This window comes from Isoptericola sp. NPDC056605 (assembly GCF_042792795.1).
Lineage (GTDB): Bacteria > Actinomycetota > Actinomycetes > Actinomycetales > Cellulomonadaceae > Isoptericola.
Genome location: NZ_JBHTVT010000015.1, coordinates 91,786 through 114,953 on the forward strand (window position 1 = coordinate 91,786; position 23,168 = coordinate 114,953).

Here is a 23,168-nt window from a genome sequence, read left to right on the forward strand (position 1 = left end):
AGTTCGCTGGGTGCCGACCCGGTCAGGGTCGCAGGTGGCTCAGTCGGACGCCGGACGGCGCGGCTCGCGCAGGACGCGCACGCCGCCGGCGGGCACGGTGGTCAGCGGCCCGACCTCCGCCCCGGTCAGCAGGTCGTGCCCGGCGGCGGCGACCTTCTGCTCGTCGCCCGTGTGGTTGAGGAGAAAGAGGTAGGAGCGGTCGTCGCCCCGGCGGCGCACCGCCTCGAGCCCGGGCGCCGCGTCGAGGACGCGCGGCACCCCGGTGTCTGCGACGAGCCGGTCGACGACGCGGCCCACGCCGTCGGCGCCGAGGGCCGCCGAGACATACCAGGCGGCGCCGGCGCCGATCTCGCGCCGGGTCACGGCCGGCCCGCCCGCGAGCGAGCTCGAGGAGTACCGGACCACGGCCTCCGCCCCGTCGAGGTGGACGCGCTCGGTCCACTCGGTCGCCTCGCCGCCGTCGTCCAGGCGGACGGCCTGTCCCTCCTGGAGCGGGTAGAGCTCGTCGCTCCAGGCGCCGAGCACGTCGGCGAACGCGCCGGGGAACCCGCCGGTGCGGACCTGTCCGTCGTCGTCGCAGACGCCGGACAGATAGGTCACCAGCAGGGTGCCGCCACGCGCGGGGACGGAGGCGAGCCGTGCCGCTGCGTCGTCGTCGACGACCAGGAGGGTCGGCACGACGACGAGGTCGTAGCCGTCGAGCGGAGCGCCGGGCGGAACGACGTCGCACACCACCTGCCGGTCCCACAGGGCCCGGTGCCACGCCCGGAGCTCCCGGCCGTAGGACAGCTCGCGATGCGGCATCAGGCCGTGCTGGAGCGCCCACCCGGCGGGGTCGTCGACCACCATCGCGGCGCGGGCGGGTTCGACGACCGTCCCGGCGACCTCCGCGAGCGAGCGCAGGTGGCCACCCAGCTCCACGACCTCCTGCCACACCCGCGACCGGGTGCCGCTGTGCGGGAGCATCGCCGAGTGGAACTGCTCGGCGCCGGCCCGCGAGGCCCTCCACTGGAAGAACATCGCGCCGTCCGACCCCCTGGCCACGTGACCGAGGGAGTGGCGCACGATCTCCCCGGGGTCCTTGGCACGGTTGCGGCGCTGCCAGCTCGGGCCACCGGTGGAGCTCTCCATCAGGAGCCACGGTCGCCCCGGGGACATCCCGCGCATCCGGTCGGCGGCGAAGGCGAGGTCGTGCTCGCGGTCTCCGGCCGGAAGGTCGCCGACGAGCGTGTAGTGGTCGTTGGAGACGACGGCCGTGTGCGGGGCCCACGACGCGTAGTCGACGACCTGCGCGCCGGCACCGACCATGAGGTTGGTCGTGACGGGCGCCGACGAGTGCCGCTCGAGGACCTCCTTCTCCGCCAGGTAGTGCGCCAGCAGCGCGTCCGAGGAGTACCGCTCGTAGTCGAGGAAGAGCCCGGGGTTCGGGGCGCCGTGGCGGCCGCGCGGCGGCATGATCTCGTCCCACGTCCCGTAGCGGTGCCCCCACTGCGCCGTGCCCCAGGCCGCGTTCACGGCGTCGAGGCTGCCGTGCCTGTCGCGCAGCCACCACCGGAACCCTGCCGCGGAGCCGTCGCAGTAGCAGCGGGCGTTGCCGCCGCCGAGCTCGTTCCCCACGTGCCACAGGCGCACGGCCGGGTGGTCTCCGTAGCGGCGGGCGAGGGCGTCGACGTGCCGCAGCGCGTACCGGCGGTACACGGTCGACTCGGGGCACCAGGCGTTGCGCCCGCCGGCCGGCTCCCGGTACCCGTCGACGAGCACGGGCGCGATGTCGGGGCGCGCGGCGAGCAGCCAGCTCGGCGGCGCCGCCGTGGGGGTGGCCAGGTCCACGGCGATCCCGTGGGCGTGCAGCAGCTCGATCGCGTCGTCGAGCCACGACCAGTCCCGGACGTCGTCGGCGACCTCGACGGTCCCCCAGGCGAAGACCCCGAGGGTCACGAGGTTGACCCCGGCCACGCGCATGAGGCGCACGTCCTCGTCCCACACCTCCCGCGGCCACTGCTCGGGGTTGTAGTCGCCGCCGTAGGCCAGGCCGTCCGTGGGCCAGCGCGTCTGGGCCCCGGGGGGCGCAGCCGTCACGACGTGCCCCGCGCGGCCGCGCCGCCGCGCGCCTGCGCCGCGGGCACACCGGCCTCCTGCCACTCACCAGCGAAGTGGTCGAAGCACACGCTGTTGTCGATCGCGCCGCGGTCCGTGCCCTCCTGGGTGAGGGTCACGCGGTCGACCCGCTCGGGGTCCGGCGCCGCCATCGCGAGCAGCTTGGTGTAGTCGTGGTGCGGGTCGAGGATCACCGCGTCCGCCGGTCCACGTTCGACGACCCGGCCCCGGTACAGCACGACGATCTCGTCGGAGAAGTGCCGGGCGGTGGCCAGGTCGTGCGTGATGTAGAGGACGGCCAGGCGGTCCTCGCGCTGCAGGCGCCCGAGCAGGTTGAGGACGCCGAGCCGGATCGACACGTCGAGCATCGACACGGGCTCGTCGGCGATGAGCACCTGGGCGCCCGGGGCGAGCGCCCGGGCGATGGCGACACGCTGGCGCTGGCCCCCGGACAGCTCGTGGGGCCGGCGCGAGGCGATGTCCTCGGCGGGCGTGAGGTTGACCCGCTCGAGCATCTCGACCACGCGCTCGTGCGTCTCCTGCGCCGTGCGCGTGCGCTGGTGGATCCGCAGCGGGCGGGCGACGTGGTGCTCGATCGAGTGGAACGGGTTGAGCGAGGCGAACGGGTCCTGGAAGACCATCTGCACCTGGCGCCGGTACAGCGACCCCTGGACCGGCGTGTCGTCGTCGAGGCGGACGTCGACCGTCCCCGACGTCGGCTTCTCCATGCGCGTGAGGATCTTCGCGATCGTGGACTTGCCGGAGCCCGACTCCCCCACCAGGGCGACCGTGCGCCCGGGAACCAGGTCGAGGCTCACGTGGTCGACGGCGCGCAACCGCGACCGGCGCAGCCCCGAGCGGATCGCGTAGTCCTTGACCAGGTCGGACACGTGGACACGGGTCATGCTCGGTCCTCCTGACCGTGCTGCACGGGGGTGCCGGCGTCGGCGAAGTCGTCGACGCCGCTGCGGATGAAGCCGCCCCGCTCCCCCGACAGGCTCGGGAACGAGCCGAGGAGCTTGCGGGTGTACGGGTGGCGCGCCTCGCGGTACAGGCGCTGCGCGGTGTCGAGCTCGACGATCTCGCCCTCCAGCATGACCGCGATCCGGTCGCTGATCTCGAGCAGCAGGGGCAGGTCGTGGGTGATGAACACGACCGCGAAGTCGAGCTCGTCGCGCAGCCGCACGATCTCGCGCAGGATGTCGCGCTGCACGACGACGTCGAGCGCCGTCGTCGGCTCGTCCATGATCATGATCTGGGGCTCCAGCAGCATCGCCATCGCGATCATGACGCGCTGGCGCATCCCGCCGGACAGCTCGTGCGCGTACGACCCGAGGCGCCGCGGGTCCACGCCGACGCGGGTCAGCACCTCCTCCGACCGGCGGCGCACCTCGGCCCGCGGCGTGCCCGGCCGGTGGGCCAGCAGCGTGTCCCGCAGCTGTGCCCGAACGGTCGTCACCGGGTTGAGGGCGTTCATCGCGCCCTGGAACACCATCGACAGCTTGTCCCAGCGGAACGCGCGCAGCGCGGAGTCCTCCAGGGCGAGCACGTCGACGTCCGTGCCGTCGCGGTCGTGGAAGGTGATGCTCCCGGACGCGATCCGCGCCGGGGGCCGGTGCAGCCGGTTGACCGCGTAGGCGAGCGTCGTCTTGCCGCAGCCGGACTCGCCGGCGAGGCCGAGGATCTCCCCGCGGTGCAGCGTGAGGCTCGCGTCCTTCACCGCCGTGACCGGCTGCTCCACCTCGTAGACCACCGTGAGGTCCGAGACCGTGAGGACCGGCTCCGTCCGGCCGCCGCGGGCGGCGGTCCCTTCGTCCTTCACCAGGGTCGTCGTCATCGCGCGGACACCTCCTTCGCGCCGTCCGACTCGCGGACCGCGTCCGGCTCCTGCGGGCGCGACCGGCGGTGCGCGCGGGCCAGCTCGCGCTCGAGGCGGGCGGCCTTGCGGGCCCGCCTGCGGTGCTGGCGCAGGTTCTTGAGCTTGGGGTTGATGATCTCGTCGATCGAGAAGTTGATGAGCGACAGGCCCATGCCGAACAGGGCGATCATCAGGCCCGGCGGCACGAACCACCACCACGCCCCGAGCGAGAGGGCGAAGCCGTTCTGCGCGTAGAAGAGCATCGTGCCGAGCGTCGAGGAGTTCGACGCCCCCAGGCCGATGAACGACAGCCCGGCCTCGCCGAGGATCGCCGCGATCACCGCGAAGACGAACTGCGACGCGATCACCGGAAGGAGGTTCGGCAGGATCTCGACGACGATGACGCGCCACGGCTTCTCGCCCGAGACCTTCGACGCCGCCACGTAGTCACGGTGGCGCACGGACAGGGTCTGGGCTCTCAGCACCCGCGCCGACGCGGCCCAGCTCGTCACCGCCAGCACGATCGCGATGGTCCACAGCCCGCGGCTCTCGCGCGGCACGAAGCCGGAGATGACGATCACGAGCGGCAGCCCGGGGATGACCAGGAAGACGTTCGACAGCAGCGAGAACGCCTCGTCGGCGAAGCCGCCGCGGTAGGCCCCGTAGATGCCGAAGAACGCGGACAGGGCGGTGGCCAGCACGCCGACCAGCAGGCCGATCTGCAGCGAGCCGCGGGTCGCGTACGCCAGCTGGGCGAGCACGTCCTGGCCGGTCTGCGTGGTGCCGAGCAGGAAGTCGGCTGACGGCGGCGTCAGCCCGATGTCGCGGATCTGCCGCGGGTCGCCCACCAGGTACGGGCCGAAGATGCCGAAGAGCGTGATGACGCCGACCAGCACCAGGCCGACGGCCAGCCAGGGCGTCATCGTGGGCAGGAGCATGCGCCAGCCGGAGCGCGGCGCGCCGCCGGCGCGGTCGCGCGCCACCTCCTCGGCCTCGGCCTCGTCCACGAGGGACGGTTCGTTCGCAGGACTCAGGTTCGTCATGACGGTGCCTCCTCTCAGGACCGGGCTCGGGTGCGCGGGTCGATCAGGCCGTACAGCAGGTCGACCACGAGGTTCGCGCCGAGCACGGCGAGCGTGATGACGAGGAACAGCCCCTGCATGAGCGCGTAGTCGTTGTTGGTCACCGCCCCCAGCAGCCGGCCGCCGATGCCCGGGTAGGAGAACACCTGCTCGGTGATCACCGACCCGGAGACCACGAAGCCGAGCGAGATCGCGAAGCCGGCGACCGACGGCAGCACCGCGTTGCGCGACGCGTACGAGCGCAGCACCTTGCGGGGCGACAGACCCTTGGCCTCGGCCGTGAGCACGTAGTCCTCGGACAGGGTGGAGACCATCATGTTGCGCATCCCGAGCAACCAGCCGCCCACGGAGGCGAGCACGATGGTCAGCGCCGGCAGGGCGCCGTAGTGGATGGCGGAGAGGATGAACTCGGCGTTCCAGCCGGGGTCCAGGACGACGTCGTAGCCGCCCTGCAGCGGGAACCAGCCGAGCACGCGGGCCAGGAAGTACGCCAGGATCAGCGCCAGCCAGAAGTACGGCACCGCGGCCAGGAGGGTGGTCGCCGGGATCAGCGAGTCCAGCCAGGTGCCGGGCTTCCACCCGACGAACGCCCCGAGCGTCACGCCCAGGACCGCGGCCATCACGGTGGCGATGCCCACCAGGACCACCGTCCACGGCAGCGACTGCGCGATGACGTCCGTGACCTGCGCCGGGTAGTAGCTGACCGACACGCCCAGGTCGCCGTGGACGAGGTTGTTCAGGTAGTCGACGTACTGGTTCCACAACGGTTGGGAGTCGTCGCCCCCGAGGAGGAGCGCGTATGCCTCGCGGGTCTCGGGCGTGACCGTCCCGCCACGCTGCTGCAGCTTGGCGAGCAGGATGTCGACCGGATTGCCCGGGAGGAGCCGGGGGATCGCGAAGTTCAACGTCAGCGCGGCCCACAGCGCCACGACGTAGAAGCCCATCTTGCGCAGGAAGTAGTTCACGGCAGGGTGCTTTCCTCGGGGACGACGTCTCGGGTCATGTCAGCCGGCCGGCTGGATCTTCTTGAAGATCTCGGCGGCGTCCATCGCGGACCACACGGCCGGGAAGGCGTACAGGTCGTCCTCGGAGGGCCAACCGGTGAACTTCGCGGTGTTCCACACGCTGGTGGTGCCGCCGGTGAGGATCGGCACGTACGGCATGTCCTCAAGGATCTGCGCCTGGATCGTGTCGAAGTACGGCTGCCGTGCGGCCGCGTCGTCGAGCGGGAGCTTCGCCAGCTCGTCGAGCGCCTTGTCGACCTCGGGGTTCGAGTACCGCGAGTAGTTGTTCCCCGCGGACTTTCCGACCTTCGCCCCCGAGCCGGAGTCGAAGAAGTAGTTGTAGAGGTAGAACGGGTCGGGCGCCGGCCCCTGCCAGAGGGAGTCGATGGCGAGCTCGAACTTGCCCGACCCCTTCTTCTCCGTCCACTCGTTCCACGACGACTGCGCCGTCTGCAGGTCGATCCCGACCGCCTTCGCCTGGGAGGCCATCGTGTCCAGGGCGGTGATGTAGTCCGTCCACCCGGTCACGACCTCGACCGTCAGCGTGAGCTTCTCGCCGTCCTTCGCGTAGATGCCGTCGGAGCCCTTCGCCCAGCCCGCGTCCTCGAGCAGCTGTGCCGCCTTGTCGGGCTCCGCGGACATCGGGGCGGTCTTCTCGGTGACCGCGTCCGAGACGAACGCGTCCTGGCTGGGGGTCAGCGTGAAGACCGGGGACATCTCGTTCGCGGTCTCCATGAAGGCCAGCTTGTTGAGCTGGGTGCGGTCCATCGCGTAGTACAGCGCCTTGCGGACGGCGGGATCCGTCTGCGGTCCTTCGCAACCCATCTCGGTGCTCGAGCAGGTGGACAGCACCATCTGGTTCTGCCACTGCGTGAACGCGTCGTAGCTGGGGAAGTTCTTGTTCGTGTTCTGGATGTCGGGGATGGGTCCCGTCTGCCAGTCGACCGTGCCGGCCGCGATCGCGTCGGCGCCCGCCTGGTTGCCCGACAGCGCCAGGAAGCGGATGTTCTTCAGCTCGGGCTCGCCGCCCCAGTAGTCGGGGTTCGCCTTGTAGGTGAAGGCCTGCGGCTTGAAGTCGTCGAGCAGGTAGGCGCCGGTGCCCACGGGCTCCTCGATGACGTCCTCGACGGGGTTGATGTCCTTCCACAGGTGCTGGGGCACGATCGGCGTGTTCATCACGTCCGGCCCCTTGACGAACGCCGGCTGCTCGAACGTGAACGTCACGTGCGTGTCGTCGACGGCCTTCGCCGTCCCGTCGAAGCCGCCGCTGTTGATCGACGGGTTGTCCTTGAGGAGGGTGAAGGTGAACTCCACGTCCTTGGCGGTGAACGGCTCGCCGTCGCTCCAGGTGACACCCTCGCGCAGCGTGACGGACAGCTCCGTGCCGTCGTCGTTCCATGCCTGCTCGGTGCCCAGCAGGGGCACCGGGTCCCGTACCTCCGCCTTGTTGTAGAAGAAGAGGGGCTCGTAGATGGTCCCGAGGCCACCGATCTTCGAGGGCGAGAACGGGTTGAAGTTGATCTGGTAGTCGCCGGCCTGGCCGGTGTACGCGACGAGCGTGCTGCTCGCGCCACCTCCCGAGCCGCCCGAGCTGCCGTCCGAGCCGCCCCCGGAGCACGCCGCGAGGGCGAGACCGAGGGCCGCGACGCCGGCGAGCACCGCGCCACGCCGACGGATTCCTGTCCTGAGGAACATCTGCGGTCCTTTCTCGTGCCGGCACCAGAGCCGGCTCCAGCGGCGCCGTCGTCGGCGCTCGTGGGTATTCTTGCCATGGTTAACTTAAGCGGTCAAGTGCCGTAGGTCACTCACGCAAGGAGGCGATACATGCTGCTGGACGGCGTCGCGCAGGTCGTCTCGTCGCGCCGTCTGCTCGATCTCGTGCGGACCCGCGGGTCGATCAGCCGCGTGGAGCTGGCCCGGCTCTCCGGGCTCACCTCCCCGACCGTCACGCACGTGGTCCGGGGGCTCCTGGACCTCGGGCTGGTGCACGAGACCGGTGTCCAGCATCGCGGCAGGGGCCAGCCGCGCCGCCTGCTGAGCGTCACGGCGGACGCCGGGTACGCCGTCGGCATCCAGGTCGACCTCACCACCACGACGGCGGTGGTCGTCGACTTCGCCGGCGCGACGGTCGCGAGCGCCGGGCTGCGGGGCTCCGGGCGGCGCTCGCCCGACCGGACCGTGGGGGCGCTCGTCGACCACGTGGGCGACCTGCTCACCAGCGCCGGCGTCCCGCGCGACCGTGTGCTCGGCGTCGGCCTCGTGACCCACGGTCCGCAGGACCGGGAGCGGGGCATGCTGCTCACCGCACAGCCCACGCCGGCCTGGGAGAGGTTCCCGCTGACGGCGCGGCTGGCCGCCGGGCTGGGGCTGCCCGTCCTGCTGGAGAACGACGCGACCGCGGCGGCCGTGGGCGAACTGTGGACGCGAGACCTCGACACCGAGACGTTCGGGCTCGTCTACATGGCCTCGGGGATCGGCGGGGCCGTCGTCGTGGACGGCGTCGCCTACCGGGGGCGCGCCTCGAACGCGGTCGAGATCGGCCACGTCCCGCTCCCGGACGCGCGGTCCGCCTGCGTCTGCGGCAACCGGGGGTGCACGCAGGCGGAGGCGGGCCCGGCGGCCGTCGTCACCCAGGCCCTGGCCCACGGCGGTGTCGCCGAGCGCTGGGGCGTGCGGGGACCCGCCGAGGACGCGCTCGCCGACTTCGAGCGCGTGGCCCGTGCCGCGCGCGACGGCGACGCGGACGCCACCGACCTGCTCACCCGGTCCGCCCGCCGGGTCGGCCAGGCGGCCACCGTCCTCGTCAACCTCTTCGACGTGGACACCGTGCTGCTCGCCGGCCCGGCGTTCGCGACGGCCGGCCCCCTGTACCGCCGCGTCGTCGGCGCGGCGCTGTCCGAGCACGCCCTCAGCCGCACCCTCAGCCCGCCTCGGGTCGCGCTCTCCGGGCAGGTCGCCACCGTCGCCGCCGTCGGCGGCGCCCTCACCGTGCTGCGCGGCGCACCCGACGCGGGCCTGCCCCTGGGCCGCGCCCGACCCCGACCCTCGACCGACCTCGAACCCGACCAGCCCGCCACGATCGGAGCCCTGTGACCACCGCCCACCACGTCCTGCACCGCGACGGGACCGCCCTCGTCCTCCATCTGCCCGCGCGCGGCCTGCCCGCCGTCGTGCACTGGGGCGCGGACCTCGGTCCGCTCGACGACGCCGCCGCCGAGGCCCTCCTCCGGGCCACCAGCCGCCAGACGCCGCCCGGCACCCTCGACGCCGCCTGGCGTCTGCCGCTCCTGCCGCAGGAGTCCGACGGCTGGTCCGGCCGCCCCGGCCTGCTCGTCACGCGTGCCGGCCTCCCCGTGTACCCGCGGTGGGAGTCCTCCGTGGACCGCCCGGACGAGACGACCGCCGTCGTCACGGCCACCGACGCGGCCGGCAACCTCACCCTGCGCACCCGCGTGGAGGTCGGCCCGGGGGGACTGGTCACGCTCGACCACGAGCTCGTCAACGACGGCGCCGACCGGCTCGAGGTCGCCTGGCTCGAGGCGACCCTGACCGTGCCGAAGACGGCCGACCACCTCACCACGTTCGGCGGGCGGTGGACGCGCGAGAAGTCTCCGCTCACGACCCCGATGCCGCGCGGGACCACGGTGCGCGAGTCCCGCCGGGGTCGCGGCGGCCACGACGCCCCGTGGGTGACGATCGCCTCCGAGGGCGCGCCCCGCGCCGGGACGGGCCGGGTGTGGGCCACCCACCTGGGCTGGAGCGCCGACGTGCGCCACCGCGTCGACCGGGTCACCGAGCACGTCTCGCTGCTCGGCGCGGGAGAGCTCCTCCGGCCCGGCGAGCTCGTCCTGGCGTCCGGCGAGTCGTACCGCGCGCCGACGGCGTACTTCGCCTGGTCGGACGAGGGCCTCGACGGCGTCGCGGCACGGTTCCACACCTGGCTGCGCGCCCGCCCCCGGCACCCGCGCTCGCCCCGGCCGCTCGTGCTCAACACCTGGGAGGCGGTGTACTTCGACCACGACCCCGAGCGCCTCTTCGCGCTCGCCCGGCGGGCGGCGGAGGTGGGGGTCGAGCGCTTCGTCCTCGACGACGGCTGGTTCCCGGCGCGCCGGGACGACACCAAGGGTCTCGGCGACTGGGTGGTCGACCGCGGCGTGTGGCCCGACGGCCTCGAGCCGCTCGCCGAGCTGGTGCACGGCCTGGGGATGCAGCTCGGCCTGTGGTTCGAGCCGGAGATGGTCAACCTCGACTCGGACCTCGCGCGCCGCCATCCCGAGTGGATCCTGGCCAACCCCGCCTCCGTGCCGTCCCCCGACGGCCTGTCGTTCCGTACCCAGTACGTGCTCGACCTGGCGAACCCCGACGCGTGGGAGCACGTCCGGGGGCAGATCTCCGCGCTCGTGACAGATCTCGGCGTCGACTTCGTCAAGTGGGACCACAACCGGGACCTGGTCGAGCCGGTCCACGACGGCGCGCCCGGCACGCACGCCCAGACGCTCGCCGCGTACCGGCTCCTGGACCGGCTCCGGCAGGACCACCCCGCCCTGGAGATCGAGTCCTGCTCCTCCGGCGGGGCGCGCTCCGACCTCGGCATCCTCGCCCGCACCGACCGGGTCTGGGCCTCCGACTCCAACGACCCGGTGGAGCGGCAGGACGTCCAGCGCTGGACCGAGCTGGTGCTGCCCCCCGAGCTGGTCGGCGCGCACGTCGGGCCCTCGCCCGCGCACTCCTCCGGACGGGCCACCGACCTGTCGTACCGGATCGCCACGTCGCTGCAGGGCTCGGCCGGGTTCGAGTGGGACATCCTCGGCTGCACCCCGGAGGAGACCGCGCGGATCACCGCGTTCGCGGCGCTCTACAAGGAGCTCCGCGGCCTTCTCCACACGGGCACCGTGCGGCACCCCGACACCGCCGACCCCGCCCTCCGGGTCCGCACCGTGGTCGCCCAGGACCGGTCGGAGGCCGTCGTCACCGTCGCGACCGTCGCGTCGCCCGAGGAGGCGCTCGCGGAGCGGCTGCGGATCGACGGTCTCGACCCGGAGCGGCGGTACACGGTGCGGCTGCGGGACGAGGTCGGGGAGTCGCGCTGGGGCTGGGTCACGCCGGGCTGGCTCGGCGACGGGCCGGTCACCCTCCCCGGCCGGGTGCTCGCCGAGGTCGGGCTGCAGCTGCCGACGCTGTGGCCCGTCCAGGCGCTCGTGCTGCACCTCGCGCCGGCCTAGGCCGGCGGGCCGGTGCTTCCCCGCACCGTGAGGGTCGGGGTCGAGTCGCGGTACGCCCGCGCCTCGGCCCCGGCCATCCGCTCGAACAGCCGCCGGGCCACGTGCGCCCCGTAGCTCGTCACGTCGTGGCTGAGCGCGGTGAGCTGGGGGTAGGCCGCCTGGCACAGCGGCGAGTCGTCCCAGGCCACCAGCGAGACGTCCTCGGGCACACGGGCCCCGAGCCCGTGCGCGACCCCGAGGCCGGCGAACGCCATGACGTCGTTGTCGTAGATCACGGCCGTCACGGGGTCGTCCGCCTCCAGCAGGGAGCGGGTGGCGGCCGCGCCGGAGTCCGGCGTGAAGTCCGCCCGCGCCACCCGGGCGTCCACGTCCGCGCGCCTCGCCTCGTCCTCGAACGCCACGTCACGGATGGTCGTGTGCCCGAAGCCCTCCGTGCCGGACACGCGGCCGATCCTGCGGTGCCCCAGCCCGGCGAGATAGCGCACGCACTCGCGGAGGGCCGTGGCGTCGTCGGTGTACACGGCGGGCAGGTTCCCCGCGAACTCGGGGTCGCCCACGACGACGGCGGGCAGGGCGTCGCGCTCCGACAGCGCCGCGATCCGGGGGTCGTCCTTGCGGGGGTCGACCACGATCACGCCGTCGACGCGGCGGGCGGCGTGCCAGCGCCGGTGCGCCTGGGTCTCGGCCTCCATGTCCGGCACGACCTGCAGCAGCAGCCCGTACGAGCGCTCCGTGAGCACCTGCTCGATGCCCGCGATGAACTGCATGTAGAACGACTCGAAGCCCAGGGTCTCCGGAGCGCGGGCGAGCACCAGGCCGATCGTCTCCACCCGGGCGCCGGACAGCGCCCGGGCCGCCTGGCTCGGCACCCACCCGAGCTCCGCCGCGACCCCGAGGATCCGTGCCCTGGTCTCGTCGGAGACGCCCGGGCGGTCGTTGAGGGCGTAGGACACCGCGCCCGTGGACACACCGGCCCGTCGGGCGATGTCCGCGATCGTGATCCGAGCCATCCGCTCTCCTTCCCGAGCAGGATGGTATGCCTCGCCGGGCCGCCGCCCGTGCCGGGCCGCGCGTCGGAACGCGCCCGACATACGTCCGTGGAATCGTGGGCGCATGACGCCGTCGCCACCGCCCGTCGACCCCGAGGTGCTGACCGCCCTCGCGCAGGGCACCCTGCACGACCCGCACACCGTGCTCGGTCCGCACCTGCTGGACGACCCGGGGACGCCGGCCGACCGGGCCTGGGCGGTCGTGCGCGTGCTGCGGCCGCTGGCCGACGAGGTGACCGTCGTGACCACGGACGGCGAGCACCCGGCCGGGCACGTGGCCGCGGGGGTGTGGGAGTCGGTGGTACCGGCGGGCGTGGACGCCGGCGGCGGGCGCCACGCGCCGGACTACCGGGTCCGCACGCGGTACGACGACGACGTGCAGACCGTCGACGACCCGTACCGCTTCCTGCCCACGCTGGGCGAGGTGGACCTGCACCTGATCGCCGAGGGCCGGCACGAGGAGCTGTGGCGGGCGCTCGGCGCCAACCCCCGCCGGTTCCCGAGCGCGCTGGGCGACGTCGACGGGACGGCGTTCGCCGTCTGGGCGCCGAACGCCCGGGGCGTGCGGCTGGTGGGCGACCACAACCGCTGGACCACGGTGCACCCGATGCGCTCTCTCGGCGCGAGCGGGGTCTGGGAGCTGTTCGTGCCCGGCGTGGGCGAGGGCACCCGGTACAAGTTCGAGGTGCTGGGCGCCGACCGCGTGTGGCGGGCCAAGGCCGACCCGCTCGCCAAGGGCACCCAGGTGCCGCCCGCCACGGCGTCGGTCGTCGTCGACTCGGCGTACGAGTGGTCGGACGGCGAGTGGATGGCACGCCGCGCGGCGACCGACCCGCACTCCGGCCCGGTGAGCGTCTACGAGGTGCACCTGGGCTCGTGGCGGCCGGGTCTCGGCTACCGGGAGCTCGCGGAGGAGCTGACCTCGTACGTCGTCGAGCAGGGCTTCACCCACGTCGAGCTGCTGCCCGTGGCGGAGCACCCCTTCGGCGGGTCGTGGGGCTACCAGGTGACCGGCTACTACGCGCCGACGGCGCGGTTCGGGCACCCCGACGACTTCCGCTACCTCGTGGACCGCCTGCACCGGGCCGGCGTCGGCATCATCCTCGACTGGGTGCCCGGCCACTTCCCCCGCGACGAGTTCGCCCTCGCGCGGTTCGACGGCGGCCCGCTGTACGAGCACCCGGACCCCCGCCGCGGGGAGCAGCCCGACTGGGGCACGCTCGTCTTCGACTTCGGCCGCCGCGAGGTGCGCAACTTCCTCGTCGCCAACGCGACGTACTGGTTCGAGGAGTTCCACGCCGACGGCCTGCGCGTGGACGCCGTGGCGTCGATGCTCTACCTCGACTACTCGCGCAAGCCCGGCGAGTGGGAGCCGAACGTCCGCGGCGGGCGGGAGAACCTCGAGGCCATCGCGTTCCTGCAGGAGGCCAACGCCACCGCCTACCGCCGCTCCCCCGGCGTCATGATGATCGCCGAGGAGTCCACGGCCTTCCCCGGCGTCACCCGGCCCACGGACGCGGGCGGGCTCGGTTTCGGGCTGAAGTGGAACATGGGCTGGATGAACGACGGCCTGCGGTACGTCGCGCACGACCCGATGTACCGGCGCTACCACCACCACGAGCTGACGTTCTCGCTGGTCTACGCGTTCTCGGAGCAGTACGTGCTGCCGATCAGCCACGACGAGGTGGTGCACGGCAAGGGCTCGCTGCTGCGCCGCATGCCGGGCGACCGGTGGAAGCAGCTCGCCGGGGTGCGCGCCTTCCTCGCCTACCAGTGGACCCACCCGGGCAAGCAGCTGCTGTTCATGGGGCAGGAGTTCGCGCAGGACGCCGAGTGGGACGAGGGCTCCGGCCTCGACTGGTGGCTGCTCGAGACCCCGGGCCACGCCGGCGTGCAGCGCCTGGTGCGCGACCTCAACGCGGTCTACCGCGCCACGCCCGCCCTCTGGGAGCGGGACTTCGACGCCGCCGGCTTCGAGTGGCTCGACGCCGACGACGCCGACCACGACACGCTCTCGTGGGTGCGCCGGTCCGCCGACGGCGCCCCCGTCGTCGTGGTCGTGAACTTCGCGGGCGTCCCGCACGAGGGCTACCGGCTCGCACTGCCCGACGGCGGCGCCTGGGACGAGGTCCTCAACACGGACGCCGAGGTCTACGGCGGCTCCGGCGTCGGCAACCTCGGCCGCGTGCACGCCCAGGACGTGCCGTGGAAGGGGCGGCGGCACTCCGTCACGCTGCGGGTGCCGCCGCTCGGCGCGCTGGTGCTGCGACCCGCCGATCGGTAGAGCCGCCGGTCATGCAGAGCCGTCAGTAGAGGCTGATCGCCAGGCGCTGACGGGCCTTGACCACGCGGGGGTCGGTGGGGCCGACGATCTCGAAGTACTCGACCAGCCGCACGCGCAGCTTCTCCTTGGCGTCCGCGTCGGCACCGGGGAGCAGCTCGAGCAGCCGGGCGAAGGCGTCCTCCACCTTGCCGCCGAGCATGTCCATGTCGGCCACGCCCAGCTGCGCGTCGAGGTCGGCCGGGGCGTCGGCCGCCGCGGTCCGGGCCGTCTGGAGGTCGACACCGCGCGTGCGCTGCAGCAGGCGCACCTGCGCGAGCCCGGCCACCGCGAGGGCGTCCTTCGGGTCCTGCTTGATCGCCTTCTCGTACGCGGCGACGGCGGTGTCGAGGTCGTCGCGCTCGATCGCGTCGTACGCCTCCTGGTGCAGCGGCGGCAGCGGCTCCTCGACCGGCTCCTGGTCGGCGGCCTCGGCGGGCTCCTCGCCCTCGGCGCCCTGGGCCGGGGCGCGTCCCGTGACGCCGTTCTGCTCGGCCGCGGCCAGCACCTGGTCCAGCACGCCGCGCACCTGCTCCTCGGGCGCCGCGCCCTGGAACAGCGGGAGCGGCTGGCCCTGCAGCACCGCGACGACGGTCGGCACGCCCTGCACCTGGAAGGCCGCGGCCACCTGGGGGTACGCCTGCGCGTCGAGACGGCCGAGCAGGAACCTGCCGGCGTACTCCTCCGCGAGCCGACCCAGCAGCTCGCCGAGGTCGGCGTTGGCCTTGTCGGTGGGGATCCACAGCAGCATGACCACGGGGTACGTGGTCGAGTCCTGCACCACCTGCTGGAAGTTCGCGTCCGTGACGTCCAGCACGTAGCCGCCCGCCGACGGCGCCCCACCGGGCTCCCCCGGGGGCGGCGACTGCGGGCGGTTGAGCGCCGACAGGTCGACGGCGCCACGCGTGCTGAAGGTCGGGTCGGGCGTGGGGTTGGTCATGGGCGCCATCCTACGAGCGGAGCGTCAGTTCGAGGCCGCCGTCGCCACGTGCGAGTACCCGAGCGGCCGGATCTTCTCGTCCGAGCCCTTGGCCGGGACGTACAGCGCGACCATGTCCGTGTACTCGGTCTTCAGCACGTTGGTCTGCGCGGCGTCGCCGAGCAGCGCCTTCTGCGTCTCGGAGAGGGCGGGCACCTTGGCCTCGTCCTCGGCCTTGACCGTGGTCGTGCCGTCGAGGACGCCCATGACGAGCGCCCCGCCGTCGGCCGTGCGGACGGCACGGACCTCGTCCTTGCGCGCCTTGTACTTCTGCGTGTACTCGGTCCCGGACTCCTCGAAGCCGTCGACCTCCTTCCACGCCGCCGCGTCGGCCGCGACGGCCGCGACCAGGTCGCCGTCGGGCAGCTCGAAGCCCTTCGCGAAGGACGACTTCTTGGCCCCGAGGGTGACGAGGTCCGCGTACTGCGCGAGGGCGTCGACCGGGGACGCCGCCAGGGAGTCGTCGTCCCCCGCGACGGCGGCCGAGCCCACGGCCGAGTCGGCGAAGTACGGCATGCTCTGCCCCGGGATGAGCTGCACCCACGACCACATCTTGTAGTCGGCGCGCGCGGACCCCTGCTCGAACGCGACGAGGCGCGGCGTCTCGAGGTCCTCGGTGCTGGCCGTGATGGAGAAGCTCGTGCGCGGCCACCCCTCGGTGGTGGGGATGATCATCTGCTGGGACTCGCTCGGGATGTCCGTGACGAACTCCGCGTTGTCCCGCTTCTTCGCGACCGCGAGCTGGCTGGTGCGCACCTCGTACGCCGGGCCGGTCACGCGCGCCTTGAGATCCTTGCCCTTGAGGGCCTTGTCGGCCTTCGCGACCGTGTCCGCGACCGCGGTGAACACCTGGGTGTCCTGCTCCTCGGTCAGCACGGGCCCGCCGACGGCCTCGCCGGGCTGGGGCTGGGGCAGCTCGTCGGCGCAGCCGGCGAGCAGCGTCGTCGACACGACGAGGGCGCTCGCCACGGCCAGGCCGCGGGTGGTACGGCGGTTCATCGGTTCTCCCCGTCGTCGTCGGTCGTCGGGTCGGCGGCCTGCCCGGTGCGGGTGGCGTCGCCGAAGCCCCAGGTGGCGCGCCAGGCGGCGGCGCGCCCCGCGGGCGTGGAGGTATCGGGTCGGGGTGCGCCCTGCTCGGACGCCTGGTCGGGCTGCGCCGGGCGCACCGTGGGGATCGAGCCCGTGATGGCGCGCAGCATGCGGGTCATCCCGCCCTGCTCCGCGGCCCGCCGGGCCTCCTCCTGGGCACGCAGCTCCCGCCGCGTCATGCGCAGGGCGCCGGTGGCGGTCGTCGGCTCGGCCGGCACGGGCTCGTGCACGGACGCCTCCGCCGGCACCGGCACCGCCGGGGCGGGCAGGCTGCCGAACGGCGCGGGCGCCGCCGCGTCGACGCGGACCGGCGTCGCCTCGGGCGCCGGGTCGGCCGACGACGCCGGTGCGTCGACAGCCGCGTCGGCGGTCTCCTCGCGCTGGCGGCGTCGCGACCGGCGCAGGAGCCGGCCGGCGAGCGGCACCTCGGCCGTGCCGGAGGCCGAGTCGCGGGCGGTGCCGTCCTCCTGGGAGTCGTCCTCGCTCTCGCCGTCCGGCGCGGGCTCGACGGGCGGGACGTCGTCCACCGACGGCCCGGCGGGTGTCGCCGGCGACCAGGGGCCGGCGGCCTCGGTCGACGGGCGCACCGGGGCGAACGGCGCCCCGAGGCCACCTGCCGACGGCCCGTCGTGGAGGTCGGTGGCGGTCTCGTCGCCCGCGCCCTGCTCGGCGAGGTCGGCCTGGCGGGCGCGGGTACGCCGTCCCCCCAGCACGAGCAGCAGGGCCCCGGCGAGCACCAGCACGGCGCCCACCCCGACGCCGGGCCACAGGTAGGGCGTGCTCACGGTGCGCGGCCAGCTGAGCTCGAGGGTCGGCGCCTGCGCGCCCTTGCCGACGCCGGCGGCGAGGAGCGTCCAGCTGCCGGGGCGGTCGCTCCAGCGCAGCGTGACGCTGTTCTCGTCGGAGGCCTCGGCCACCCACATGTCCGACCCTGCCGGGTCGGGGCCGGACTCCGGCGCCTCGTTGGTCTCGGCGTCGGCGTCGGCCGGCTCGCCCGCCGCGACGGAGAGGTTCTCCCAGTCGCTCAGACCCGTCACGCGCGAGTACGGGTCGTTGCCGACCCACCCCTTGACGTCGACGTCGCGACCGACGGCGAGGGTGACCTTCTGACCCTCGGGGACGGACGCGCTCACGGTGACGTCGCCACCGACGAGCCCGAGGACACCGGGGTCGGTGACGACGAGCGTGCCGTCACCGGTCGGCTTGGCCGTGGCGACCACCGTGTCGGTGTCGCGCCAGACCGTGGCCGAGGCGACACCGAGCGCGGCGGCTGCCAGTCCGACCAGGACCAGGACACCGCCCAGAATGCGTTGCAGCACCGAGCTTTCCCTTCGACGTGGACAGTCCAGCATAGGGACGGCGCGGCGGGCTCCGTCCACGTGACCGCCCTGGCAGGGTGCGGTTCACCAACCCTTCACGACTCGCGTACGACCGACGCGCCCGGGCTCCTGCGCGTCGTCACGACCCGTGGAACACTGCCGTGGCGACGCCGTGGCGCCGCACCGACCCGGCGTGGGAGGATGTCCGACTCGTCCCGCGAGGGCCAGAATGTCCCGAGTATCGGCGCCCTGCCCCCGCCACTATCCTGGCGACGCCGGGGCACCCACCATGTACGGAGGTCTGCACGTGTCCGACGAGCGCACGCTCTTCCCGATCACCATGCGCGGTTACGACCGCCCGCAGGTGGACGGTCACATCGCCCGACTCGAGCAGGCGCTCGAGGAGGCCCGCCGGAACGTCGAGAGCACCGACGCGCGCGCCATGCAGATCTCCTCGGAGCTCGCGCTCGCGCAGCGCCAGCTGCGGGAGAACGAGAAGCCCTCGTACGCCGGGCTCGGCTCGCGCGTCGAGCGGCTCCTGCGGTCCGCGGAGGAGCAGTCCACCGAGGTCCTCACGCAGGCGAACCAGCAGGCCGCCGACATCATGGCGCGCGCCAAGCTGTCCGCGGGCCAGGTGCGCGCCCGCGCGGAGTCCGAGGCCTCCGAGCTGCTGGGCAGCGCCCGCCGCGAGGCGGAGGAGATCCGGTCCACCACGGCCGCCGAGGCGGAGGGCACCCTGCTCGCCGCCCAGCGCCGCGCCGAGGAGCTCGTGGGCTCCGCCGAGCGCGAGGCCGCCCTCATCACCAGCACCCTGTCCGCGGAGGAGAGCGAGCGGCGCGCCACCCTCGAGCGCGAGATCGGCGTCCAGCGTTCCACCGCGGAGCGCGAGACCACCGAGCTGCGGGTCGCCGCCGAGCGGGACACCGCGCAGCAGCGGGCCCAGGCCGCCGCCGAGGCCGCGGCGCAGCGCGAGGAGGCCGACCGCGAGTCGAGCGATCTCCTGGAGCGCACCCGCCGCGAGGCCGCCCGCATCGTCGCCGAGGCCAAGCACCAGGCCGCCGAGGCGTCCGACGCCGTGACGACCGAGCTCGAGCAGCTGCGCGAGCAGGCCCGTGCCGCGCTGGCCGACGCCGAGCTCGAGATCGCGCAGCGCCGCGAGCAGGTGGAGCACGAGGCCGCCGCGCGGCACGAGACCGCACGCCAGGAGACGGACCTGCTCGTCCGCGCCGCCGAGGAGCACGCGGCGGAGGCCGAGCAGCGCGTCGCCCTGGCCCTGCAGCAGGCGGAGAAGGTCCGCGCGGAGTCTGACGCGTACGTGAAGTCCCTGGTCGCGGACGCCCGCCGCACCGCGGACGGGATCGTCGCCGAGGCGCGGGAGTTCACCGAGCAGATGGTCAACGACGCGCGCGTCGAGGCGGAGAACCACCGCTCCACGGCCACCCGCCAGCTCGAGGACCTCACCCGCCGGCACGACTCGATCAACTCCTACCTCGAGGAGCTCCGCGGCCTGCTCGGCACGGAGAAGTCCGAGACCCCGGCCGGCGCGGGCCAGCCCGTCGCCCTCGTGCAGAAGGCCGTCCCGGCACCCCCGGCCCCGCAGGCGAAGACGGTCGACGAGACCGCCGACGTCGAGCCGGAGGCCGACGAGCAGGCGGACGAGCAGGCGGACGAGCAGGGCGCCGAGGCCCTCGACGCGCAGCCGGACGACGCGGCGCCCCAGGACACCGCCGACGGCGACGACACCGCCGCGAAGACCGAGACCGAGGCGACGACCGAGGCCGAGGCCGACGTCGAGGAGGAGTCTCCGGCCCCGTCCAAGGCCTGAGCGACCCCGCCCCGACGCCGCGGGCCCGCCACCGTTCGGTGGCGGGCCCGCGGCGTCTCGTCCGCCCGGCGCGTCAGCTGGTCGGGGCCGGGCGGTACTGCCAGGGCCAGCGGGGCGGGTTGGTGCGCTCGGCCACGCGCCGGTGCAGCAGCGCGATCGCGGCGGCGACGGTCGCCGGGTCCTCGACCGCGCTCATGTGGCCGGCGGCCGGGACGACGGTGAGCGCGCCGTCCCGCGCGGCGTGCACCATGTGCTCGGCCTCGACGAGCGGGGTCACCTGGTCCTCCGCCCCGACCACCACGGAGACGGGGCCGTCGAACGTGCGCAGCACGTCGGTGCGGTCCGGACGGGCCGCCATCGCGCGCTGCGCCCAGGCGACGCCCGACGGCGACTGCGCACGGATCCAGGACTCCAGCAGCGGGAAGAGGTTCCGCCGCCGCTCCACGCTCGTCGGCCCGAGCAGCGCGCCGGGCATGCTGAGCACCGGGTCGAGCGTCTGCCCCGCGGTGACGGCGTCGGCGATCCGCAGCCGGTTGGCGCGCGCGGCGTCGAGGTCGGCGGTCGACTTGGTGTCGACGAGCCCGAGCCCGACGACGAACCCCGGATGGCGCTCCGCCAGGGCGAGCGCCACGTAGCCGCCCATCGACAGACCGACCACGACCGCGTTGCCCTCGCCCTGCTCCCGCATGGTGCGGTGCACGGCGTCGGCGACGTCCTCGAGCCGCGGCGGGATGCCGCCGAGGTCGGAGTGCCCCTGACCGGGCAGGTCCACGCCGAGGGCGCGCACCCCCTCGGGCAGGGCCTGCGCCGCGGCCGCCCACATGCGGTGGTCCAGCGGGAAGCCGTGCAGCAGCAGGACCGGCGTGCCCGCCCCGTCGTGGAGCGGGTAGGTCGCCAGGAGCGCGGAGGGGGTGGTCATCGTCGACTCCTCGTCGTCAGCAGTGTCGTCAGGGATGTCGTCAGGGATGTCGTCAGGGATGTCGTCAGCGGTTCACCTCGGCGGGCCGAGCCGGCCGCTGCGGGTGGTGTGCCGTGTCATCGCGGCACCGTCTCTGCCTGCTGCGCCTCGCCGTCGTAGTGCGTGGGCAGCGGGGCGTGGCCGGGCAGCACGTGCCCGACGATCTCGTCGAGGACCCGGCGCACCGCCGGCTCCCCGACCCACAGGTGCTTCGCGCCGTCGACGCCGATCACCTCGGCCTGCGGGACGCGCGCGAACCGCCGGCGGGCCTCGTCGGGACGCAGGTAGTCGTCGTGCTCGGGCACCAGCACGACCAGCGGGCGGCCGAAGGAGGCCCAGCGGTCGAGGTCGGCGTCCGTGGCGCGGTGCAGGGGCGGCGACAGCAGGATCGCGCCCTCGACGGCCGGGTCGGTGCCGTGCTTGAGCACCAGCTCCGTGCCGAACGACCACCCGACGAGCCACGGCCGCGGCAGCTCGCGGAACTCCGCGAGCTCGATCGCGGCGGCGACGTCGTAGCGCTCCGCCTCGCCGCCGTCGAACGCGCCGTCGGACGTGCCGCGCGGCGAGGACGTGCCGCGCGTGTTGAAGCGCAGGACGGCGAGGTCCGCGAGCGCGGGGAGCCGCCAGGCCGCCTTGCGGTACACGTGCGAGTCCATGTAACCGCCGTGCGTGGGCAGGGGGTGGAACGTGAGGAGGGTCGCGACCGGGTCCCGGTCGGCCGGGAGGGCGAGCTCGCCGACGAGCGTGAGCCCGTCCGCGGTGTGCAGCTCGACGTCCTCACGGCGGGCGGGGAGCATCGTGAGGGAGCGGATCTGGTGGCCGGTGGCGTCGTCGTTCATCGCCTCCAGCGTAGTTCGGCCGGGCGTTCCAGGCCGGTCCTGCGGGGCGTTCAGCGCAGCCGGGCGCGCCGCTCCCAGCAGGAGGAGTGCCAGTGCCGGCGGTCCTCGAGGCCCGCGGCCTCTCCCCCGACCGCGTCGCGCTGCCACGCGACGACGTGCGGGGTGCCCGCCGGGATCTCCTGCCGGCACGCGGGGCACCGGTACGCCTTGTCCCCGCCGCGCAGCCGCCGCACCGTCCACTCGCCGTCCGCCGCGCTCTCCCGCCGCACGCCGCCGAGGGCACGGTCGAGGTCGAGCGGCGGGGTCTCGGCGCCCCAGGGGCGCTTGCGGGAGGGTCGGCGGGACGGCATGGCACCCATTGTCGCCCGGCGAGGGCCGGCCGGTCCGCCCGGCGGTGGTCCCGGCGGACCCTGGACGGCGCGGTCAGGTCGTGCCGTTACAGTGGCCCGGTTCGTCCCCGCCGACCGAAGGACTCCCCGTGAAGCTCCGCACGTCCGCCGCCGCTGCCGCGCTGGCGCTGGCCGCGGCCCTGACCCTGACCGCCTGCGCCGACGACTCCTCCGGTGACGGCGCCACGCCGTCCGCCTCCGCGTCGTCGTCCCCGGCCACCGAGGCTCCGGAGCCGACGAAGGAGGACGTCGCCGCGCTCGAGACCGTGAAGGTCGAGGGCAAGGCCGGTGCGGAGCCGAAGGTGACCTTCAAGACCCCGCTCGAGGTCTCGGTGCCCACGTCGCGCGTGATCGACGAGGGCGACGGCGCGGACCTCACCGAGGGCATGAAGATCACCATGGACACCGTCGCGTTCCTCGGCACCGACGGCTCCACCCAGGGCTCCACCTGGGAGCAGAAGACCCCGCAGAGCTTCATCCTCGGCGACGCGAACTACGGCGTGCTGACCGAGCCGCTGACCGGGCAGAAGGTCGGGACGCGCCTCCTCGTGGCCAACCCCGTGCAAGGCCAGGACGGCTCGACGGCGACGATGGTCAACCTCGTCGAGATCACGGACGCGACGAAGATCCCGACGCGCGCCGAGGGCACGGCCGTCGAGCCCGAGAAGGGCCTGCCGGCGGTCACGCTGGACGACTCCGGCAAGCCCTCGGTGGAGATCCCGGACGGCTACGAGGCGCCCAAGGACCTCGTCGCGCAGACCCTGATCAAGGGCGACGGCGCCAAGGTCGAGAAGGACCAGACGGTCACCGCGCAGTACACGGGCTGGACGCTCGACGGCGAGTCGTTCGACTCGTCGTGGGACCGCGGCACCCCGAGCTCGTTCTCGCTCCAGCAGGTCATCGCCGGCTGGACGGACGGCCTCGCCGGGCAGACCGTCGGCAGCCAGGTGCTGCTCGTCATCCCCGCCGACCAGGCGTACGGCGCCGAGAAGAGCGACGACAACGAGCTCGCCGGCCAGCCGCTGGTCTTCGTCGTGGACATCCTCGACGCGCAGTGACCTCCCGCCGTCGTCGTGACGTCGAGCACGTCACGACGCACGGCCGGCCGGGCGGGCCCCCGGGGGCGGGACGGGGGCCC

General features: G+C 73.9%; 18 protein-coding genes. 5 read left to right on the forward strand and 13 right to left on the reverse strand.

The window, feature by feature from the left end:
• Nucleotides 1–39: 39 nt before the first annotated feature.
• Genes ACFQ8Y_RS15665 through ACFQ8Y_RS15690 form a run of 6 tightly spaced genes read right to left on the reverse strand, consistent with a single transcriptional unit; the run spans nucleotide 40 to nucleotide 7,736 of the window.
• The gene (locus ACFQ8Y_RS15665; protein ID WP_430586084.1) at nucleotides 40–2,079 is read right to left on the reverse strand and encodes a beta-galactosidase; all 2,040 of its coding nucleotides are present in this window, start codon (nucleotides 2,077–2,079) and stop codon (nucleotides 40–42) included.
• Nucleotides 2,076–3,002, reverse strand: a complete 927-nt coding sequence (locus tag ACFQ8Y_RS15670; protein WP_430586085.1) for an ABC transporter ATP-binding protein — start codon at nucleotides 3,000–3,002, stop codon at nucleotides 2,076–2,078. Before ACFQ8Y_RS15670 ends, ACFQ8Y_RS15665 begins: the two co-directional genes overlap by 4 nt.
• Nucleotides 2,999–3,934 (reverse strand): ABC transporter ATP-binding protein, encoded by a 936-nt coding sequence (locus tag ACFQ8Y_RS15675; RefSeq protein WP_430586086.1) that lies wholly within the window; start codon nucleotides 3,932–3,934, stop codon nucleotides 2,999–3,001. Before ACFQ8Y_RS15675 ends, ACFQ8Y_RS15670 begins: the two co-directional genes overlap by 4 nt.
• Nucleotides 3,931–4,998 carry an ABC transporter permease gene (locus tag ACFQ8Y_RS15680; RefSeq protein ID WP_430562809.1) on the reverse strand — a complete coding sequence of 356 codons (1,068 nt, stop codon included), beginning with the start codon at nucleotides 4,996–4,998 and terminating at the stop codon, nucleotides 3,931–3,933. The genes ACFQ8Y_RS15675 and ACFQ8Y_RS15680 overlap by 4 nt, the downstream gene beginning before the upstream one ends.
• A 14-nt stretch (nucleotides 4,999–5,012) precedes the next feature.
• Nucleotides 5,013–6,002: an ABC transporter permease gene (locus ACFQ8Y_RS15685; protein ID WP_429735193.1), complete on the reverse strand. Its 990-nt coding sequence runs from the start codon at nucleotides 6,000–6,002 to the stop codon at nucleotides 5,013–5,015.
• A 39-nt stretch (nucleotides 6,003–6,041) separates the two neighbouring features.
• Nucleotides 6,042–7,736, reverse strand: coding sequence for an ABC transporter substrate-binding protein (locus ACFQ8Y_RS15690; RefSeq protein ID WP_430562808.1), 1,695 nt, complete (start codon nucleotides 7,734–7,736; stop codon nucleotides 6,042–6,044).
• A gap of 129 nt (nucleotides 7,737–7,865) precedes the next feature.
• On the opposite strand from ACFQ8Y_RS15690, the gene ACFQ8Y_RS15695 reads away from it, so the two are divergent.
• Nucleotides 7,866–9,134, forward strand: coding sequence for an ROK family protein (locus tag ACFQ8Y_RS15695; RefSeq protein WP_430586087.1), 1,269 nt, complete (start codon nucleotides 7,866–7,868; stop codon nucleotides 9,132–9,134).
• Nucleotides 9,131–11,263, forward strand: a complete 2,133-nt coding sequence (locus ACFQ8Y_RS15700; RefSeq protein ID WP_430586088.1) for an alpha-galactosidase — start codon at nucleotides 9,131–9,133, stop codon at nucleotides 11,261–11,263. The genes ACFQ8Y_RS15695 and ACFQ8Y_RS15700 overlap by 4 nt, the downstream gene beginning before the upstream one ends.
• Here the strand turns inward: ACFQ8Y_RS15700 and ACFQ8Y_RS15705 are convergent.
• Nucleotides 11,260–12,273, reverse strand: coding sequence for a LacI family DNA-binding transcriptional regulator (locus ACFQ8Y_RS15705; protein ID WP_430562805.1), 1,014 nt, complete (start codon nucleotides 12,271–12,273; stop codon nucleotides 11,260–11,262). The genes ACFQ8Y_RS15700 and ACFQ8Y_RS15705 overlap by 4 nt on opposite strands.
• Nucleotides 12,274–12,376: 103 nt before the next feature.
• Between ACFQ8Y_RS15705 and glgB the strand changes: the two genes are divergently transcribed.
• The gene (gene glgB, locus ACFQ8Y_RS15710) at nucleotides 12,377–14,596 is read left to right on the forward strand and encodes a 1,4-alpha-glucan branching protein GlgB (protein ID WP_430586089.1); all 2,220 of its coding nucleotides are present in this window, start codon (nucleotides 12,377–12,379) and stop codon (nucleotides 14,594–14,596) included.
• 22 nt (nucleotides 14,597–14,618) lie between these two features.
• Here the strand turns inward: glgB and ACFQ8Y_RS15715 are convergent, their stop codons facing one another.
• The 3 genes from ACFQ8Y_RS15715 to ACFQ8Y_RS15725 are packed head-to-tail and all read right to left on the reverse strand — an operon-like array spanning nucleotide 14,619 to nucleotide 18,019.
• Nucleotides 14,619–15,572 carry a co-chaperone YbbN gene (locus tag ACFQ8Y_RS15715; protein ID WP_430552032.1) on the reverse strand — a complete coding sequence of 318 codons (954 nt, stop codon included), beginning with the start codon at nucleotides 15,570–15,572 and terminating at the stop codon, nucleotides 14,619–14,621.
• A gap of 24 nt (nucleotides 15,573–15,596) precedes the next feature.
• The gene (locus ACFQ8Y_RS15720; RefSeq protein WP_430552031.1) at nucleotides 15,597–16,610 is read right to left on the reverse strand and encodes a hypothetical protein; all 1,014 of its coding nucleotides are present in this window, start codon (nucleotides 16,608–16,610) and stop codon (nucleotides 15,597–15,599) included.
• Entirely contained in the window at nucleotides 16,607–18,019 is a 1,413-nt protein-coding gene (locus ACFQ8Y_RS15725; RefSeq protein ID WP_430586090.1) for a hypothetical protein, read from the reverse strand. Before ACFQ8Y_RS15725 ends, ACFQ8Y_RS15720 begins: the two co-directional genes overlap by 4 nt.
• Before the next feature lie 307 nt (nucleotides 18,020–18,326).
• Between ACFQ8Y_RS15725 and ACFQ8Y_RS15730 the strand changes: the two genes are divergently transcribed.
• Nucleotides 18,327–19,844: a hypothetical protein gene (locus tag ACFQ8Y_RS15730; RefSeq protein WP_430562802.1), complete on the forward strand. Its 1,518-nt coding sequence runs from the start codon at nucleotides 18,327–18,329 to the stop codon at nucleotides 19,842–19,844.
• Between the two features lie 73 nt (nucleotides 19,845–19,917).
• On the opposite strand, the gene ACFQ8Y_RS15735 is transcribed toward ACFQ8Y_RS15730, so the two are convergent.
• The 3 genes from ACFQ8Y_RS15735 to ACFQ8Y_RS15745 all read right to left on the reverse strand — a co-directional run bounded on the left by ACFQ8Y_RS15735 (nucleotide 19,918) and on the right by ACFQ8Y_RS15745 (nucleotide 21,991).
• Nucleotides 19,918–20,763, reverse strand: a complete 846-nt coding sequence (locus tag ACFQ8Y_RS15735) for an alpha/beta fold hydrolase (protein WP_430552028.1) — start codon at nucleotides 20,761–20,763, stop codon at nucleotides 19,918–19,920.
• A gap of 116 nt (nucleotides 20,764–20,879) precedes the next feature.
• Complete coding sequence (locus ACFQ8Y_RS15740) at nucleotides 20,880–21,641, reverse strand: alpha/beta hydrolase (protein WP_430552027.1); 762 nt, start codon at nucleotides 21,639–21,641, stop codon at nucleotides 20,880–20,882.
• 50 nt (nucleotides 21,642–21,691) lie between these two features.
• Nucleotides 21,692–21,991 (reverse strand): hypothetical protein, encoded by a 300-nt coding sequence (locus tag ACFQ8Y_RS15745; RefSeq protein ID WP_430552026.1) that lies wholly within the window; start codon nucleotides 21,989–21,991, stop codon nucleotides 21,692–21,694.
• A 128-nt stretch (nucleotides 21,992–22,119) separates the two neighbouring features.
• On the opposite strand from ACFQ8Y_RS15745, the gene ACFQ8Y_RS15750 reads away from it, so the two are divergent.
• The gene (locus tag ACFQ8Y_RS15750; RefSeq protein WP_430552025.1) at nucleotides 22,120–23,088 is read left to right on the forward strand and encodes an FKBP-type peptidyl-prolyl cis-trans isomerase; all 969 of its coding nucleotides are present in this window, start codon (nucleotides 22,120–22,122) and stop codon (nucleotides 23,086–23,088) included.
• Nucleotides 23,089–23,168: the final 80 nt, after the last annotated feature.